General features: G+C 41.7%; 13 protein-coding genes and 1 tRNA gene. 7 read left to right on the top strand and 7 right to left on the bottom strand.

All coding sequences use genetic code 11. From position 1 onward, the window contains the following. Window positions 1-108: 108 nt before the first annotated feature. From DW019_RS13455 to DW019_RS13445, 3 genes are all read right to left on the bottom strand, one after another. Window positions 109-3,885 (bottom strand): phosphoribosylformylglycinamidine synthase, encoded by a 3,777-nt coding sequence (locus tag DW019_RS13455; RefSeq protein ID WP_118443907.1) that lies wholly within the window; start codon window positions 3,883-3,885, stop codon window positions 109-111. 49 nt (window positions 3,886-3,934) lie between these two features. Beyond that, window positions 3,935-5,104, bottom strand: coding sequence for a hypothetical protein (locus DW019_RS13450; RefSeq protein ID WP_118443906.1), 1,170 nt, complete (start codon window positions 5,102-5,104; stop codon window positions 3,935-3,937). A 169-nt stretch (window positions 5,105-5,273) separates the two neighbouring features. Then, a tRNA-Leu gene (locus DW019_RS13445) sits at window positions 5,274-5,357 on the bottom strand. Window positions 5,358-6,021: 664 nt separating this feature from the next. On the opposite strand from DW019_RS13445, the gene DW019_RS13435 reads away from it, so the two are divergent. Then, window positions 6,022-6,402, top strand: coding sequence for a hypothetical protein (locus DW019_RS13435; RefSeq protein ID WP_117477921.1), 381 nt, complete (start codon window positions 6,022-6,024; stop codon window positions 6,400-6,402). Between the two features lie 50 nt (window positions 6,403-6,452). On the opposite strand, the gene DW019_RS13430 is transcribed toward DW019_RS13435, so the two are convergent. The 4 genes from DW019_RS13430 to DW019_RS13415 form a co-directional block, all read right to left on the bottom strand. Continuing rightward, window positions 6,453-7,304, bottom strand: coding sequence for an Ig-like domain-containing protein (locus DW019_RS13430; protein ID WP_118443904.1), 852 nt, complete (start codon window positions 7,302-7,304; stop codon window positions 6,453-6,455). Between the two features lie 109 nt (window positions 7,305-7,413). Then, the gene (locus DW019_RS13425; RefSeq protein ID WP_118443903.1) at window positions 7,414-9,297 is read right to left on the bottom strand and encodes an ABC transporter ATP-binding protein; all 1,884 of its coding nucleotides are present in this window, start codon (window positions 9,295-9,297) and stop codon (window positions 7,414-7,416) included. Then, complete coding sequence (locus DW019_RS13420) at window positions 9,294-11,048, bottom strand: ABC transporter ATP-binding protein (protein ID WP_118443902.1); 1,755 nt, start codon at window positions 11,046-11,048, stop codon at window positions 9,294-9,296. Before DW019_RS13420 ends, DW019_RS13425 begins: the two co-directional genes overlap by 4 nt. Continuing rightward, the gene (locus DW019_RS13415) at window positions 11,035-11,517 is read right to left on the bottom strand and encodes a MarR family winged helix-turn-helix transcriptional regulator (protein ID WP_022375968.1); all 483 of its coding nucleotides are present in this window, start codon (window positions 11,515-11,517) and stop codon (window positions 11,035-11,037) included. The genes DW019_RS13420 and DW019_RS13415 overlap by 14 nt, the downstream gene beginning before the upstream one ends. 174 nt (window positions 11,518-11,691) lie before the next feature. Here DW019_RS13415 and DW019_RS13410 point away from each other — a divergent pair, with 174 nt between their 5' ends. The 6 genes from DW019_RS13410 to rfbC all read left to right on the top strand — a co-directional run bounded on the left by DW019_RS13410 (window position 11,692) and on the right by rfbC (window position 17,729). Next, complete coding sequence (locus DW019_RS13410; protein WP_118443901.1) at window positions 11,692-12,924, top strand: peptidoglycan-binding protein; 1,233 nt, start codon at window positions 11,692-11,694, stop codon at window positions 12,922-12,924. A 68-nt stretch (window positions 12,925-12,992) separates the two neighbouring features. After that, window positions 12,993-14,192 carry a methyltransferase domain-containing protein gene (locus DW019_RS13405; RefSeq protein ID WP_118443900.1) on the top strand — a complete coding sequence of 400 codons (1,200 nt, stop codon included), beginning with the start codon at window positions 12,993-12,995 and terminating at the stop codon, window positions 14,190-14,192. 94 nt (window positions 14,193-14,286) lie between these two features. Next, a complete protein-coding gene (rfbA, locus tag DW019_RS13400) occupies window positions 14,287-15,183 on the top strand; it encodes a glucose-1-phosphate thymidylyltransferase RfbA (RefSeq protein ID WP_117477915.1) in 897 nt (298 codons plus the stop codon). 16 nt (window positions 15,184-15,199) lie between these two features. Next, window positions 15,200-16,219, top strand: a complete 1,020-nt coding sequence (rfbB, locus tag DW019_RS13395; RefSeq protein WP_117477914.1) for a dTDP-glucose 4,6-dehydratase — start codon at window positions 15,200-15,202, stop codon at window positions 16,217-16,219. 11 nt (window positions 16,220-16,230) lie between these two features. After that, complete coding sequence (rfbD, locus tag DW019_RS13390; protein ID WP_118443899.1) at window positions 16,231-17,118, top strand: dTDP-4-dehydrorhamnose reductase; 888 nt, start codon at window positions 16,231-16,233, stop codon at window positions 17,116-17,118. 11 nt (window positions 17,119-17,129) lie between these two features. Beyond that, on the top strand, window positions 17,130-17,729 hold the full coding sequence (rfbC, locus tag DW019_RS13385; protein ID WP_117477912.1) for a dTDP-4-dehydrorhamnose 3,5-epimerase: 600 nt from the start codon (window positions 17,130-17,132) through the stop codon (window positions 17,727-17,729). Window positions 17,730-17,788: the final 59 nt, after the last annotated feature.

Raw genomic sequence — 17,788 nt, 5'->3', positions numbered from 1 at the left:
TGTTTGGGAACACACCTGCATAGCAGGTGGTTTATTTTTATTGCCAATACAAACAAACGCTGCTCCCTATCGTTTAGGGAACAGCGCGTTACATACAAAATCATGCACTTATGCAAAATATTTTACACCGCTCTTGAAAATCTTCTGATCCTGGTCGCCATAAATATTTACGGCAACACCATCACCGCGGCGCTCGGAATGTGCCATCTTACCAAGAACACGTCCATCCGGACTGGTAATACCTTCAATTGCACAATAAGAACCATTCGGGTTAAAGTCTTCATCCATGGTTGGATTTCCATCAATATCTACATACTGTGTCGCAACCTGTCCGTTTGCAAACAATTTCTGAATCCACTCATCACTTGCCACAAAACGTCCCTCACCATGAGAAGCCGGAATCGAATATACTCCGCCAAGTTCTGCCTCCTGAAGCCATGGCGATTTATTCGTAACCACTTTTGTATAAACGGTCTTCGACACATGACGTCCAATACTGTTTGTCGTCAATGTCGGCGAGTCGGAAAGCTGTGTCGCAATCTTACCGTAAGGAACCAAACCAAGTTTAATCAACGCCTGGAATCCGTTACAAATACCAAGTACCAAACCGTCTCTCTCATCTAACAGTTCATGAACGGCATCTTTAATCTTTTCATTACGGAAAATGGAGGTAATGAATTTTGCCGAGCCATCCGGCTCATCACCGGCACTAAATCCGCCGGCAAACATCAAAATCTGGGACTCACGGATTGCCTTTTCAAAAGCATCTACACTGTCCGTGATGTTCTGCTCCGTCATATTTTTAAATACAATGCTCTTTGTATCAGCACCTGCTGCCTGGAACGAAAGAGCGGTATCATACTCACAGTTTGTTCCCGGGAATACCGGAATAAATACGGAAGGTTTTGCTACTTTATGTTTGCATACATAAATGTCTTTCGTATCGTAAAGTCCGGTATTGATTTCTTTGTCTTCCACACCGGAACGGGTAGGGAATACTTTTTCCAAAGTGCCACTCCAAGCCGAAAGTGCTTCCTCCATAGAAATCACTTCATCATCACACTCAAACTGCGGTTTATCCAATGTCTTACCAATCTTATCATACAAAACACCGGCAGCATCCAACACAGCCAAATCCTCTTCATCAATCTCTGCTACAATTTCACCATAACCCGGTGTAAAGAAATATTCTTTTGGTTTATGTTTGCAGAATTTAGCACCAATCTTATTACCAAATGCCATCTTCGCAACGGCATCGGCAATACCGTTGCCATCAACTGCCTGTGCGGAAAGAATTACACCATCACGCATCAGTTTCGTAATCTTCTCATACTGACTCATAATAAATGCAAAATCCGGAAGATCATACTCATCCTTCTGAATTGTGAATTTCACAAGACGGCTTCCTGCTTTTTTCAATTCGTTTGTTACAACATCCGAAATCTCTGCCACATCAACGGCAAAGGAGCAAAGGGTAGGCGGTACATCAATATCGTTAAAGGTACCGGACATACTATCCTTACCACCAATAGATGGAAGACCTAGTTTAATCTGTGCATCATATGCACCTAACAGAGCTGCCATCGGCTCGCCCCAGCGTTTTGCATCCTCTGTCATACGTTTGAAATATTCCTGGAATGTAAAACGGATTTTGCGGAAATCACCACCGGCTGACACAATCTTAGCAACCGAAGTAAGCACTGCATATTCTGCTCCATGATATGGGCTCCAGCTCATCAAATACGGATCCATGCCATAACTCATCATCGTAACCGTATCACATTTACCGTCAAGTACCGGAAGTTTAGCAATCATAGTCTGCGTTGGTGTTAACTGATATTTACCACCATATGGCATATTGACCGTGCAGGCACCAATGGAACTGTCAAACATTTCCACAAGACCTTTCTTTGAACATGCATTTAAACTGCTAAGTTTTTTCAAGAAAGCATCTTTGAAACTGTCTACTTTTTCTGTCTTTGTCAAATAATTATCTGCTTTTTTCGGGCTTTCTACAACAACGTCTGTCTCCTGATGAGCACCGTTTGTATCTAAGAAAGCACGAGAAATATTTACAATTTCTTTACCACGCCATTTCAACACAAGACGAGGAGATTTGGTAACAGTCGCTACGCAGACTGCCTCTAAGTTTTCTTCCTCTGCATAGGCAAGCATCTTATCAACATCTTTCGGGTCAACAACGATTGCCATACGCTCCTGAGACTCAGAAATAGCAAGTTCTGTTCCGTCGAGACCGGCATATTTCTTTGGTACCTTGTCCAAATCTACGGTCAAACCATCTGCAAGTTCACCAATCGCTACGGAAACACCACCGGCACCAAAGTCATTACATTTCTTAATCAGACGGCTCACTTCTTCGCGGCGGAAAAGTCTCTGAATCTTACGCTCAGTCGGCGCATTACCTTTCTGCACCTCTGCACCGCAGGTATCAATCGATGCTGTGTTATGTGCTTTTGAAGAACCGGTTGCACCACCACATCCGTCACGACCGGTACGTCCGCCAAGAAGAATAATGATGTCATCCGGATCAGAGTTCTCACGAATTACATTTTTTCTTGGAGCAGCACCCATAACGGCACCAATCTCCAAACGTTTTGCAACATAATTTGGATGATATACTTCATCCACAAGTCCGGTTGCCAAACCAATCTGGTTACCATATGAGCTGTAACCTTTGGCAGCTCCTGTCACAATCTTACGCTGGGAAAGCTTTCCTTCCATCGTCTCTTTCTGAGATTTTGTCGGGTCAGCCGCACCTGTCACGCGCATTGCCTGATAAACATAGCCACGTCCTGACAACGGATCACGAATTGCACCGCCAAGACAGGTAGCAGCTCCACCAAACGGCTCAATTTCTGTTGGGTGGTTATGTGTTTCATTCTTAAAGAATACAAGCCACTCTTCTGTTTCCGGACCATTTCCATGATCGATTTCAACTGGTACAACAATCGAGCAGGCATTAATCTCATCCGACACTTCCATGTCTTCCAATTTACCTTCTGCACGAAGTTTCTTCATACCAAGAAGCGCGATATCCATCAGAGAAACAAATTTGTCATCTCTGCCCTGATACATTTCATCATGTGCTTTTTTGTATTCATTGTATGTCTTTTCAACCGGTGCTTTGTAATCACCATCTTCAAACGTTACATTTTTTAACTCTGTGAGGAACGTCGTATGACGGCAGTGATCCGACCAGTATGTATCCAACACGCGGATTTCCGTCATCGACGGGTCTCTTTTTTCTTCTCCATGAAAATAATTCTGGATGTGAAGAAAATCTTTAAACGTCATTGCCAGACCAAGTGAATCGTACAATGCCTTTAACTCATCCTCCGGCATATCCTTAAAGCCATCAAAAATCTTAACATCTGCCGGCTCCTCAAAAACAGTTACCAAAGTTTCAGGAACTACTTCATCTGTTTCACGGGAATCTACCGGATTAATACAATACGATTTGATACGTGCTAATTCATCCTCGGAAATATCACCGGATAACACATATGTTGTCGCAGACCGGATAATCGGTTCTTCCTTTTCATTTAACAGTTTAACACACTGTTCTGCCGAATCGGCACGCTGGTCGAACTGTCCCGGTAAATATTCCACAGAGAACACTTTGTCATTCTCTTTTTTCGGGAAACTCCCCTCATAAATATCATCTACCGGTGGTTCTGAAAACACTGTAACAAGTGCTTTTTTGTATACATCTTCGGAAATTGATTCCACATCATAACGAATCAACACACGCACTTCACTGAGCGTATCAATTCCAAGATAACTCTTAAGCTCCTGTTTCAACTCCTTTGCCGCTACGGCATAAGGTTCTTTTTTTTCAACATAAATCCGTTTTACGTCTGCCATGACATCCTCCATTTTCTGCTGTATTAAATGATATTATAAATTACTTTAATTACTGCTGTGCCGAACTATCTGTTGTCAGATAACCAATTGTAACTCTGCCCTTCCAGTAACTCTGTGTTGTTGCGGTATACTCTGCTTTAATTGTGTTTTTGTAAACCGCATCAAACTGTGTATCTTCTTCCTGAGAAATAACAGTCTCGCACTGCTTGTTGTAAGCAGCCGGGTCATTGTTATTTACCATCTTAATCACATAATAAGCTTCTTTTGTCTCAATCAAACCGGATACTGCACCATTTTTCATTGCTTTCACAGTCTTACGAGTAGCATTGTCCAGAAAATCCTTATCGGTTTCAATCAAATCTTTTGTCGAATAAGAAATTCCTTTGTTGTTATCATCGACTTTGTCATTGTCTTTGTCCGTAATAACATCTTTTGTAAAATCTTTTGCGCTTGCTGCTTTTTTCTGCAAAGCAATCATATCTTTCTTACCCTGTTCAAGTGTCTTTGCATCTTTATCCTTTGTCTTATTATCACTGCCGGTTTCTGTCTTGGCAAATGTATAATACTGCAAAGTATACTGACGATAAGATTTTTTATCGACAGATTTCTTTAACTTGTCCTTGTCGATTTTCAAAGTGGAAACAATAGAATCTTTATATTTCTCACCAAGTTTATCTTTCTCTTTTACAGTTGTAATCGTTGCCTCATCCAGACCTTTCATCGCTTTCTGGGAATCTGTCATATTCTTTCTGGCACTCTTGACATCTTCTTTAATTGTCTTTTTCTCTTCATCTGTTAAAGTCATACCCTTTTTCTGTGCGCACATATACAAAATTTCACGTTTTTTTAACGCCTGCATAATTTGCTTTTTGTAAAGTGCTGCATAGGTGTCACCATCTTCTGTCGTATCGGACCAGTCAAAAGACATACCATACATCTGGTACATACTTGCCATTGCTTCTGCCTGGTAAATATCATACATTGCTTCCGGATAATTTATCGTATGTGTTACTGTCTTCCCATCCGCATCTTTTCCTTCTACTGTCAAAATTGCTCTCGGACGAAGATTCACATAACATACCCCGCCGCCAAGCACTGCTACAAGGATGATGCCAACAAGAATCAAAATCATATTCTTACTCAGTCCTCTGCTCTGTTTCACTGTGGACTGTGTAGCATTTTCCCCACCATTTTTCATAATTTTCTTTGCGCTATTCATTTTCTTTCAGCCTCCATAGATTAGTAATGCAAAGGGGGCAAAGAGATTTGACCCCAATATTCTTGTATTTTACCATAAAAAAACAAGGTTCGCAATAAGTACCACAAACATTTCACATATTGAAATAAAAAAACTGCTGACCCATTAAAATCAACAGTTTTGTATGAAATGCAGGAGATGGGACTTGAACCCACACGATATTGCTACCACAGGCACCTGAAGCCTGCGCGTCTGCCAATTCCGCCACTCCTGCGAACAAATGATATATTATCAAATGTAGGGGAAAATGTCAATTACTTTTTTTTCGGTTGTTTGTGTCAAGTGTTCGTTGGCACTTTTTTTGTTTTCCGTAATTCCGTAGAAAAGCTTTGCGTCTCGTGGGCACTCTCGCTCGTTGAGTGCGTAGCGGTATGGGCACTGAAACTACCAGTGCCACATACCGACGTACTCAAACCCACGAGTCACAAAGTTTTTCTACGGAATTACTGGAACCCAAAGAACTAACAGCAAATATTTGGCACATACATCCGAAAAAACAGTGCTGCCCACCAAAAAGACAGCTCTCTCCACACCTCCGCAATCTTACAATAAAAACCAGAGTTTTGTTTCACATATTGTTCGGAAGTTTCATTTTCGTGTGCTTGATGCTAATCAATTTGGACTTCCAGTAATTTATCCGGAAAAGTTTTGCAGGAAGTGGGTACAAATGCGCAAGTATCAGGCATGTGTCTTTTACATGCCGATACTTCTGCGGATTTGTCCAAGCGGGAGCGCCCACTACCTGCAAACTTTTCGTGATAAATTACGGAACCCAAAGGAATATCAACAATTTTTTTGCACAAATCCCCCACAATATGCTATACTAATATCTATCAATAAACGGACCTTGGTCCCTACATATACAGAAAGGAAAGACTATGACAATCAATCCGGGAATGTTAATTTTCTGTCTGTTGGATTCATCAATTGCCTTTCTCCTTGTTTTCTTCGTATCCCGTGCGAAATTCGGGGGCGAAAAAAGTATGCTTGCCAGAGTAATTAGTGCCATTCTCGGCACACTGGTTTTTATCGTTCACTTTGGTGTACTGATTTGGTTTAACACAGAGCCTGTTACAATTAGTGCCGCCGGCAAAGCAGTCGTTTATGCTGCGCCAATTGTATTAAGTATTCTGATGATTATACTGACCTTACTTTCTCAGCCGCCGAAAAAAGAAAACGAAGAGGAAACAGAAGAATCCGAGAACGACACGGAAGAAACCGCAACGGCAGAAACAAATGAAGGAACGGCAGCCAAATAATCAGCTGTGCCGTTCCTTTTTCGTTGTTTTGCAGCAATTTCAGAAATTTTCTACATATATTTCTTCAAATGTTTTTTCTTAATCTTTGAGATGTTGCAGGCAAATATAATCGCAACAACTTTTTTCTTGCTGTTTAAGTAAAAACGGATTCGATACTTGCCATAAACTGCATCTCCATAAGTTTTTACTTTGTTTTTCTTAAGACCTTTCATTTTGCTAAATGGGTCTTTTGATGTACATTTTTTCCAAGTCAGTTCTCCATAGGCTTTTTGAACCTTTGTCTTGGATGCACCAATTTTAATACCGCGGGCTGTTGCTTTTTTCTTACTTCCGCCCTTCCACTGTCCATTCCATGCATAACCATGGCTGTAGCCATAACGCTGACAGAAATTCACAAAGTTCTCTGAATTAAATTTACTGAAATCTTTCTTTGCCATTTTTGCAACAACCGTAATTTCGCAGGTTTTTGTGATGCCGTCAACTGCTGCCGTAATTACCGTTTTACCTTTTTTGAGTGCTTTAATTTTTCCGGTTTCATCCACCTTAGCAATTTTTTCATTGGCACTTGTCCAGGTAACTGTTGAAGTCGTTCCCGTTATCACAGGCTTTAATGTTTTTCCTACCATCAAAACCGCTGATTTTCTGCTTATCGCAATTTTGGTCACATCTACCGGCTCCGGCGTAACCGTTGGCTCCGCACTTGGCTCTGTACTTGGTTCAACACTTGGAGATGCGGATGGTGTCACCGTAGGTGTCGGTGTTGGTTCGCCAATTTCGGTCGGTGGAGTTTGTCCACTTCCATTTTCCTCCGCACGGGCAGGAATGGCATATCCTGTCCACAATCCAAGCACTAAAGATGCACTTACAATTGCGCTTACAATTCTTTTTCTACTCTTTTGCATTGTCTTTTGCCCCTTTCCAATTCTACGATTTTTATTTTATCCTTATCATTGTATCATAATTGAAAACTGTGTCAAATGTATTCCAACACAAAATTTAGTTCTGCAATATCTAGTCTAACTCTACAGCACCGGTATAAAGCTGATAATATCTTCCTCTTTTTGCCAGCAGTTCTTCGTGTGTTCCACGCTCAATAATCTCGCCCTGCTCCAATACCATAATGCAGTCAGCATTACGAACGGTAGATAATCGGTGGGCAATTACAAATGTTGTACGGTTTTTCATCAAGCGCTCCATTCCGTGGTCGATATGCATTTCGGTACGGGTATCGACAGAACTGGTTGCCTCATCCAGCACAAGAATCGGTGCCATTGACAGAGCTGCACGGGCAATATTCAAAAGCTGGCGCTGCCCCTGACTTAAATTTGTTCCATCTCCCTCAAGTACGGTATCGTAGCCGTCCTCAAGACGCATGATAAACGAATGAGCACTTGCCGTTTTCGCAGCCTGTTCTACTTCCTCATCCGTTGCATCCGGTCTTCCGTAGCGAATATTTTCACGCACGGTTCCACTGAACAAATGCGTATCCTGTAAAACCATCGCAATATTTTCACGGAGCGAACGGCGTTTATATTTTTTCACATCAATGCCGTCAATCGTAATTGTTCCTTCCTGAATATCATAAAAACGATTCAGTAAGTTTGTAATGGTCGTCTTTCCGGCACCGGTAGAACCAACAAATGCCACTTTCTGTCCGGCATGAGCATACAAGTTGATATCTTTTAAAATAACTTTATTTTCATCATAGCCAAAGTTTACGTGCTCCATAATCACTTCGCCCTTGACATCTTTCATTTCAACGGCATCATCTGCATCAGCTTCTTCCACATCCGCATCCATTACCGTAAATACACGCTCTGCACCGGCAAGTGCCGAGAAAATCGTATTTACCTGCATGGAAATTTCATTAATCGGGCGGCTGAACTGTCTGGAATAATTAACAAACACCGTCAGACCACCGATAGAAAGTCTTCCAAAATAACAAAGCAGACCACCAATTGCTGCCGTCAGACCATAGCAGACCTGACCGATATTTCCCATAACCGGTCCCATAATGCCGCCAAAAAACTGTGCTTTAATCTGTTTTTCACGAAGGTCATTGTTTAAATCTACAAATTCTTCCACTGCCTTGTCCTCGTGGCAGAAAACTTTTACAACCTTCTGACCGGTAACAGTCTCTTCAATGTAACCATTCAAATCACCAAGCGCACTCTGCTGTTCACGGTAATAACGGGAACTTCTTTTGGCAATACTTCCACCTGCCTTAACCATAACAGGAACCATGACAATGGTAAGAAGAGCAAGCCAGACATTTAAGCATATCATGATAATGGTTGTTCCGATAATACTGATTGCACCGGAAATCAATTGAATAACCGTATTATTTAATAATTCACCAATCATATCAATATCATTGGTAAACCGGCTCATAATATCTCCGGTTGCATTTGTGTCAAAATAGCGAACAGGCATATCCTGCAAATGGTCGAACAAATCTTTGCGGATACGAATCAGCGCACGCTGGGAAACACCAATCATAATACGCTGCTGCAAATAGTTTGCAAGCACTCCGACGCCGTAAATAACCAACATGGTAAGTACACCTTTCAAAAGTGTCCATGTACCATCTGCCAGCACTGTACTAAAATCTAAATTTTTATTTTTCAAAGAAGCAACTTGTAACGCCGTTTTGCCAAGCTGGTCAACAATCGGTTTTAACATATAAGAACCGGCTAATGTTGCTCCACTGAACACAAGCACAAAGACAAGTGCCAATACAACAAGCATCTTATCTTTTCCCATATATTCAAGAAGTCTTTTAATGGTAGCACGTGATTCTTTTGGCTTGCCACCCATCATATGTCTCGGGCCGCCTGGTCCATGTTTTGGTCCCGGTCCCATGCCGCCATGTGGCTGATTTTTTGCCTGACTCATCCTGCCACCTCCTCTTTGCTTCTCTGTGAATAATAAATTTCCTGATATGTTTCACAGGATTCTAATAATTTTTTGTGCGTTCCCTGTCCAACAATCTGTCCTTCATCCATAACAAGAATCCGGTCAGCATCCTCAACAGAAGAAATACGCTGCGCAATAATCAATTTTGTTGTATCTTTTAAAGTCGTTGAAAAACTCTTCCGAATCTGTGCCTCAGTCGCTGTATCTACTGCACTGGTACTGTCATCCAAAATAAGGATTTTCGGTTTCTTAAGCAGTGCTCTCGCAATACAAAGACGCTGTTTTTGTCCACCGGAAACATTGACACCGCCCTGTCCAAGTTCACGGTCATATCCATCTGCGAACTCACTGACAAAGCCGTCTGCCTGTGCTGCCTTTGCAGCCTCTTTCACCTGTTCATCCGTTGCCTCTTCATCGCCCCAGCGGAGATTTTCCATAATACTGCCGGAAAACAGCGTATTTTTCTGAAGCACCATCGCAACGCCGTCACGCAGATGATTCAGTGAATACTCTTTTACATTCACGCCATCTACTAACACTTCCCCTTCATCACAGTCATACAGACGTGGAATCAGCTGCACAAGAGAACTTTTTCCGGAACCTGTCGAGCCGATGATACCAACCACTTCGCCCGGTTTCGCTGTAAAATTAATATTCTGCAAAACATTTTTCTTATGTTTTTTATAATAACGGAAGCAGACATTTTTAAATTCGATTTCACCGGATGTTACCAAGCGGTCTTTCTCAGATGCATTGTCATCATTTAAGTCAATGTCCGTATCTAACACTTCCAAAATACGATGAGAAGATGCCATCGCACGAGAACCCTGAATCATAATCATGGAAACCATCATAAGCGACATCAAAATCTGCGTTACATAAGTAGTAAATGCTGTAAGGTTTCCAACCGGCATATCGCCAATCAAAATCTGCTGACCGCCAAACCAGACAACTGCCATAACCGTAAGGTTCATTGCTAATGTCATAATCGGCATTGTGAGAATAACAACCTTCATCGCACGAAGTGTTTTATCTTTTAATTCGTTGTTCGCACGGTCAAAGGTCTCTTTTTCAAAATCATCACGCACAAAAGATTTTACAACACGCTGGTTTGTGATATTTTCCTGGATTCTTGAATTGAGTCCGTCAATCTTTGTCTGCATCACGTCAAACCGCGGAAATGCAGTCTTCATAACAAACGCAAGTGCAATAATCAAAACCGGAATTACGACACAGAAAACCAGTGCCAGTTTCGCATTCATAAGAAATGCCATAATCAAACCACCAATTAACATACCAGGTGCACGCAAAAGCATTCGAAGTCCCATGCTTAAGACATTCTGAATGTTCGTAATATCATTTGTTAATCGCGTCACTAAAGAACCGGTTGAAAATTTTTCGATATTGGCAAAGGAAAATTTCTGCACTTTGGCAAAAACATCTCTTCGCAAATCACCGGCAAAATTTACGGATGCCTTTACTGCAAAATAAGCACCAAGCACGCCACCCATCATCATAAGAAGAGCCGTTCCTATCATAGCTGCTCCTATCCCGATAATGTAAGCAGGACCCTTCGCTACCACCGTAACATCCTGTCCACATCCATAGTTAATAATCATGGACATTAATTTCGGCAGAATGATTTCGCCAAGCACCTCCACAATCATAAAGATTGGTCCAAGGATAAATGCTGACTTATAAGGAATTACATATTTTTTATACTGTTTCATTTTGTCCCTCCATCGCTGCATTTTTTAATCGTTCCATATTTTCATAAATACGGTCAAAGTAATCACATAACTGTTCTTTTTCGCTTTCCGAGAATCCCACATACATTTGTTCATCTAACATATCAAAAAAGTCACAGCTTTCTTCTACCAATTTCCGCCCCTTTTCCGTCAATTCCACAAAATTGCGTCGGTTATCTTCTTCACGCATCTTTTGTGTAATGTATTCGGACTTTTTCAGCGCCTTCAGTGCAACGGCAACTGTCGCCGGTGAAATTTCTAAAAATTTAGCAAGTTCTACCTGCGATGCAAATGAATGTTTCGCAAGCGTCATCAGAAGACGATGTTGTGCTCTGTGAATCCCGGTTCCTTCCAGATTACACTCCAGCATCCTGCGATGCATCTGATTCATCACAATCATGCGGTGCGTAATATCACGGGAACGAATCTTCTTTTTTTTCTGTTCCTGCAAAGTTTTTCACCTCCAAATCATTCTATATCTAATCAATAGTCATTTAATCATTAGCATGCAAACTGTTAGTATCTTAATGTTTATACCAGATTTTTGTGCCAATGTCAATAACAAATGAAACTTTTCACATATTGTTCATAAAATATACTAATCTATGTCTAACGAGGATTTTTTATGGATTATGGCAAATTAAATATACACGTTGTGTCGGATAACTCTGGCTTTCCGATTCCTGATGCCACCGTGCAGATTACCTCAGAAAACGAACCGGAAAACATTATAGAGGAAGCTGTCACCAATAACGTGGGACAGTTAAATGACATTGAACTTGCCGCACCGCCGGTGGATTACAGCATGACCCCTTCTGCAAACAAACCGTATTCGGAATACACCATCACAATCTCCGCTTCCGGTTTTGAATCGGTCGAAATTAATGGAGCAGAAATTTTTTCCGGTGAGACAGCCATTCAGAACGCTTCTCTGCTTCCTCTTGCCACAGGCGAAACCGACAGTGCGGAACTTTTTGTCATTCCTGACCATACACTATGGGGCGATTACCCGCCAAAAATACCGGAAAGTGAAATCAAAACGGTGGAAGAAACCGGAGAAATTGTATTAAGCCGTGTTGTCATCCCGGAGTATGTTGTTGTTCATGATGGTCCCCCATCAGACACCCGTGCCAAAGATTATTATGTCCGGTATCGTGACTACATCAAAAATGTTGCAAGCAGTGAAATTTATTCCACCTGGCCGGAAGCAACCATCCGCGCCAATATCCTTGCTATCCAGTCATTTACCTTAAACCGTGTTTACACCGAATGGTATCGAAATAAGGGAAAAGATTTCACCATTACTTCCTCCACCGCCTACGACCACAAATTTGTTCCGGGGCGCAATGTTTTTGAAAATATATCCGCTATTGTGGATGAAATTTTCAGTGAATATCTTTCAAGACCAAATGTAGAGCAACCAATTCTTACTCAGTACTGTGATGGAAAAAATGTCAGCTGTCCAAACTGGCTCAGCCAATGGGGTTCCAAGGCACTTGGCGACCAGGGATACACAGCCATCGAAATTCTCCGCAACTACTACGGCGATTCCATTTATATTAATTCCACCGATGAAATCTCCGGTATTCCATCCTCTTATCCCGGCTCGCCGCTCCGTGTGGGCGATTCCGGTGAAAAAGTGCGCCAGATGCAGCGCCAGTTAAATGTTATATCGAACGCCTATCCACTCATTCCAAAAATTGCAGAGGATGGCGTATTTGGTCCTGCTACAGAAGAAGCGGTTAAAACCTTTCAGCGAATTTTCGGTCTGACACAGGATGGCATTGTCGGATTCCGCACGTGGTATAAAATTTCTGAAATTTATGTCGGTGTAAGCCGCATTGCCGAATTAGTATAATACGAAGGTTGCACCCCCTTGTTTCTTTCGCTATAATATTATTAATGATTGAAACAGGGGGTTTTTGTATGAAAAAAGACGGCTACTATTCATCCGGTGAGTTTGCCAAAATGGCAGACGTAACACTGCGGACCATCCGCTATTACGACAAACAGAATCTTTTAAAACCCTCTTATGTAAATGAACACGGGGCAAGATTTTATACTGACTCGGATTTTGTGAAACTGCAGCAAATTCTTCTGTTTAAGTTCCTTGGATTTTCTCTGTCCGAAATCCGCGACATGACATTGAATCACCCGGACCGGCACGTTCTTTTGGACTCTCTTGATATCCAGCTCAAACTAGTAAAAGACCGCAGAGAGCAATTACAGTTGATGGAGCAGACCATCCAGACAACCGCTGACACCATCCGCCAAAAAAAAGAAGTGGACTGGAAACAGATGATGGATTTGATTCATATGACCTCCATGGAAAAAAGTTTAAAAAACCAATATATGGATGCCTCGAACATTAACGCCAGAATTCATCTGCATGAATTATACAGCACGAATAAAAAAGGATGGTTCCCTTGGATTTTTGAACAATGTCATATTAAAAACGATATGAATATTTTGGAAATTGGCTGCGGCGATGGCACTTTCTGGACAACCAACGAGGATAAACTTCCCCGTCGGCTTTCAGTTACCCTTACCGACATTTCAGAGGGAATGCTCCGCGACGCTAGAAGAAATCTCAAATCATGCTCCAACAGAGATTTTACCTATGTTGTGGCAGATGCCGCCCACCTGCCTTTTGCAGACAGCCAGTTTGACCTCGTACTTGCCAACCATGTGTTATTTTATTTGGACAATCCGATGGATGCACTAAAAGAAATCAAACGCGTCTTAAATCCAAACGGCGTGCTTATTGCCAGCACATACGGTGAACATCATATGGAAGAAGTCACAAGCCTTGCCAGAGGATTTGACGAAAGAATCACTTTGTCTGCGGACAATTTATACCTTCATTTTGGAAAAGAAAATGGAGCCGCGATTCTATCTTCCTGCTTTCAAGACGTAACATGGATAGACTACGAGGATTCACTGTTTGTCACAGAGGCAGCTCCTTTGATTTCCTATATTTTATCCTGCCACGGAAACCAAAACCAGTATTTAGCATCGCGTTATCGTGATTTTGCCTCTTATATTGAAAAACAGGTTGCTGGTGGATTTCCAATTACTAAGGATGCCGGTCTGTTTCGTGCCGTAAAAATGGATTCAGACTGCTAATTTATCTATTTTTTTCAAATTTTTAAAAAAAGTTCTTGCAGGTGACGTTACGTCATGTTATATGATATAAATATCAAATAAAACGGAGGTCACTATGAAAGGGATTATTTTAGCAGGAGGTTCCGGCACTCGCCTGTATCCTCTCACAACTGTAACAAGCAAACAACTTTTACCAATTTATGATAAACCAATGATTTATTACCCACTTTCCGTGCTTATGAACGCCGGCATCCGGGATATTCTCATTATTTCCACGCCACAGGATACACCGCGATTTGAAGAACTCTTAAAGGATGGTTCCTCCTTTGGCATCCATTTATCCTATGCCGTACAGCCAAGTCCGGATGGTCTTGCACAAGCTTTTATCATCGGAGCAGATTTCATTGGCGATGACAGCGTAGCTATGGTTCTCGGTGATAATATTTTTGCCGGACATGGTTTGAAAAAGCGGTTAACGGCAGCCGTAGAAAATGCGGAAACCGGAAAAGGTGCAACCGTATTCGGCTATTATGTAGATGATCCGGAGCGTTTTGGTATTGTGGAATTTGACAAAGATGGAAAAGCTGTTTCGATTGAAGAAAAACCGGAAGTGCCTAAAAGCAATTACTGTGTAACCGGACTTTATTTCTACGATAATAAAGTTGTGGAATACGCAAAAGGTCTAACACCAAGTGCCAGAGGCGAACTTGAAATCACAGACTTAAACCGCATTTATCTAGAAAACAATGCTTTAAATGTGGAATTACTCGGACAGGGCTTTACCTGGCTTGATACCGGAACTCACGAAAGCCTTGTAGATGCAACAAATTTTGTAAAAACCGTAGAAACTCACCAGCACAGAAAAATTGCATGTCTGGAAGAAATTGCATACTTAAACGGCTGGATAAGCAAAGAAGATGTAATGGCAGTCTATGAAGTATTAAAGAAAAATCAATATGGACAGTATTTAAAAGATGTATTAGACGGAAAATATCTTGATGTACTGCGCTAGAGAAAAGGAGAACATTATGACTATTATCGTTACCGGCGGTGCCGGATTTATTGGAAGCAATTTTATTTTTCATATGTTAAAGAAGTACCCGGATTACCGCATCATCTGTTTAGACTGCTTGACTTATGCGGGAAATCTTTCCACACTCGCACCTGTAATGGATAACAAAAATTTTCGTTTTGTAAAAGAGGATATTACAAACCGCGAGGGTGTTTATCGGTTATTTGAAGAAGAAAAACCAGATATTGTCGTAAACTTTGCTGCAGAAAGCCATGTGGACCGCTCCATTGAAAATCCGGAGGTCTTTTTGGATACCAACATCAAAGGAACTGCCGTTTTGATGGATGCCTGCCGCAAATATGGCATTACCCGATATCATCAGGTTTCCACCGATGAGGTTTACGGTGATTTACCACTCGACAGACCGGACTTATTTTTCACGGAGGAAACTCCTATTCACACGAGCAGTCCGTACAGTTCCTCAAAAGCAGCCGCTGACCTTTTGGTTTTAGCTTACCACCGCACCTACGATTTGCCGGTTACCATCAGCCGCTGCTCGAACAACTATGGACCTTATCATTTCCCGGAAAAGCTGATTCCTCTTATGATTGCCAATGCGCTAAACGACAAACCTCTCCCGGTTTATGGCAAAGGCGAAAATGTCCGTGACTGGCTCTATGTGGAGGACCACTGCAAAGCCATCGATTTGATTATCCACAAAGGAAGAGTTGGTGAGGTTTATAACATTGGCGGCCACAATGAAATGAAAAATATTGACATTGTAAAAATTATATGCAAAGAGTTACACAAGCCGGAAAGTCTGATTACCTATGTGACAGACCGTAAGGGACACGACATGCGCTACGCCATCGACCCGACAAAAATACACAACGAACTTGGCTGGCTTCCGGAAACCAAATTTGCCGATGGAATTAAAAAGACCATTCAGTGGTATCTTGATAACAAAGACTGGTGGGAAGAAATTATTTCCGGCGAATACCAGAATTATTATGAAAAAATGTATGGCAATCGATAGGAGGTTTTTCAATGAAAATTCTTGTCACAGGAGTAAAAGGACAGCTTGGCTTTGATGTCGTAAATGAGTTAGAAAAAAGAGGACACACTGCCATCGGCGTTGACATTGAAGAAATGGATATTACCAATAAAGAAAGTGTAAATACTGTAATCCATGGTGCAAACCCGGACGGCGTGATTCACTGCGCTGCCTGGACTGCAGTGGATGCTGCCGAAGAGGAAGAAAACAAAGAAAAAGTCATGGCAGTCAATGCATCCGGCACACGCTATATCGCAGAAGTATGTAAAGATTCAGCCATCCCTATGATGTATATTTCCACCGATTATATCTTTGATGGACAAGGCAAAACGCCATGGACACCGGACCAGCAAAATTACGCACCGCTGAATGTATACGGTGCATCAAAACTTGCCGGTGAACAAGCAGTAAAAGAACTCCTCTCCGATTATTTTATTGTCCGCATTGCATGGGTTTTTGGCACTCATGGAAACAATTTCATTAAAACTATGTTGAATGTCGGCAAAACACATAACACACTAACCGTAGTAGACGACCAGATTGGTACGCCAACTTACACCTTTGACTTAGCAAGACTCCTTGTTGATATGATAGAAACCAAAGAATACGGAATTTATCACGCAACAAATGAAGGCGGCTATATCAGCTGGTATGATTTTGCATGTGAAATCTTTCGTCAGGCTTCTTCACTTGGATATGACTGCTATGATGAAAATCATCTGACTGTAAAACCGGTGACAACCAAAGAATACGGTGTATCGAAAGCAGCCCGTCCATTCAACAGCCGTCTTGACAAGAGCAAACTTACTGCACATGGTTTTGTGCCGCTTCCGGATTGGAAAGATGCACTTAATAGATACTTAAAACAAACAAATATTTAGGAGGTCTTCTCATGGGACAGATACAAGTAGAAAAAAATGCAGGTGGAATCGAGGGACTCTGTGTCATCACACCAACTGTACACGGTGATGACCGCGGATATTTCATGGAAACCTATAACTTAAATGATATGAAAGAGGCAGGACTTGATTTGGACTTTGTTCAGGATAATCAGTCAAGTTCCGGCAAGGGTGTTCTGCGCGGACTTCATTATCAGAAAAATTTTCCACAGGGAAAACTCGTCCGTGTTATCCGTGGCTCGGTATTCGATGTTGCCGTCGATTTACGAAAAGGCAGTGAAACCTACGGCAAATGGTATGGACTTGAATTATCAGAGGAAAACAAAAAACAGTTTTATATTCCAAAGGGATTTGCCCATGGTTATCTCGTTCTTAGTGAATGGGCTGAATTTTGTTATAAATGTACCGACTTCTATCATCCGGGGGATGATGGCGGACTTGTTTGGAATGATCCTGCAATCGGTATCACATGGCCGGACGTCACAGGAGAATATCCGGGCAATGGCTCTTCTTCCGGTTACCACATGAGTGATGGCACACCGTTAAACATCTTAGAACGCGACGAAAACTGGCCAACACTTGCTAACTTATAAAAACAAAAAAGTAGAAATCTTCTCTGACACAAGAAGATTTCTACTTTTTCTTTATGCAA

It is taken from the genome of Clostridium sp. AF37-5, from assembly GCF_003477605.1.
GTDB lineage: Bacteria > Bacillota > Clostridia > Lachnospirales > Lachnospiraceae > Eubacterium_F.
Note: the sequence above shows the minus strand (reverse complement) of the source record. Positions and strands in the feature narration are given on the sequence as shown.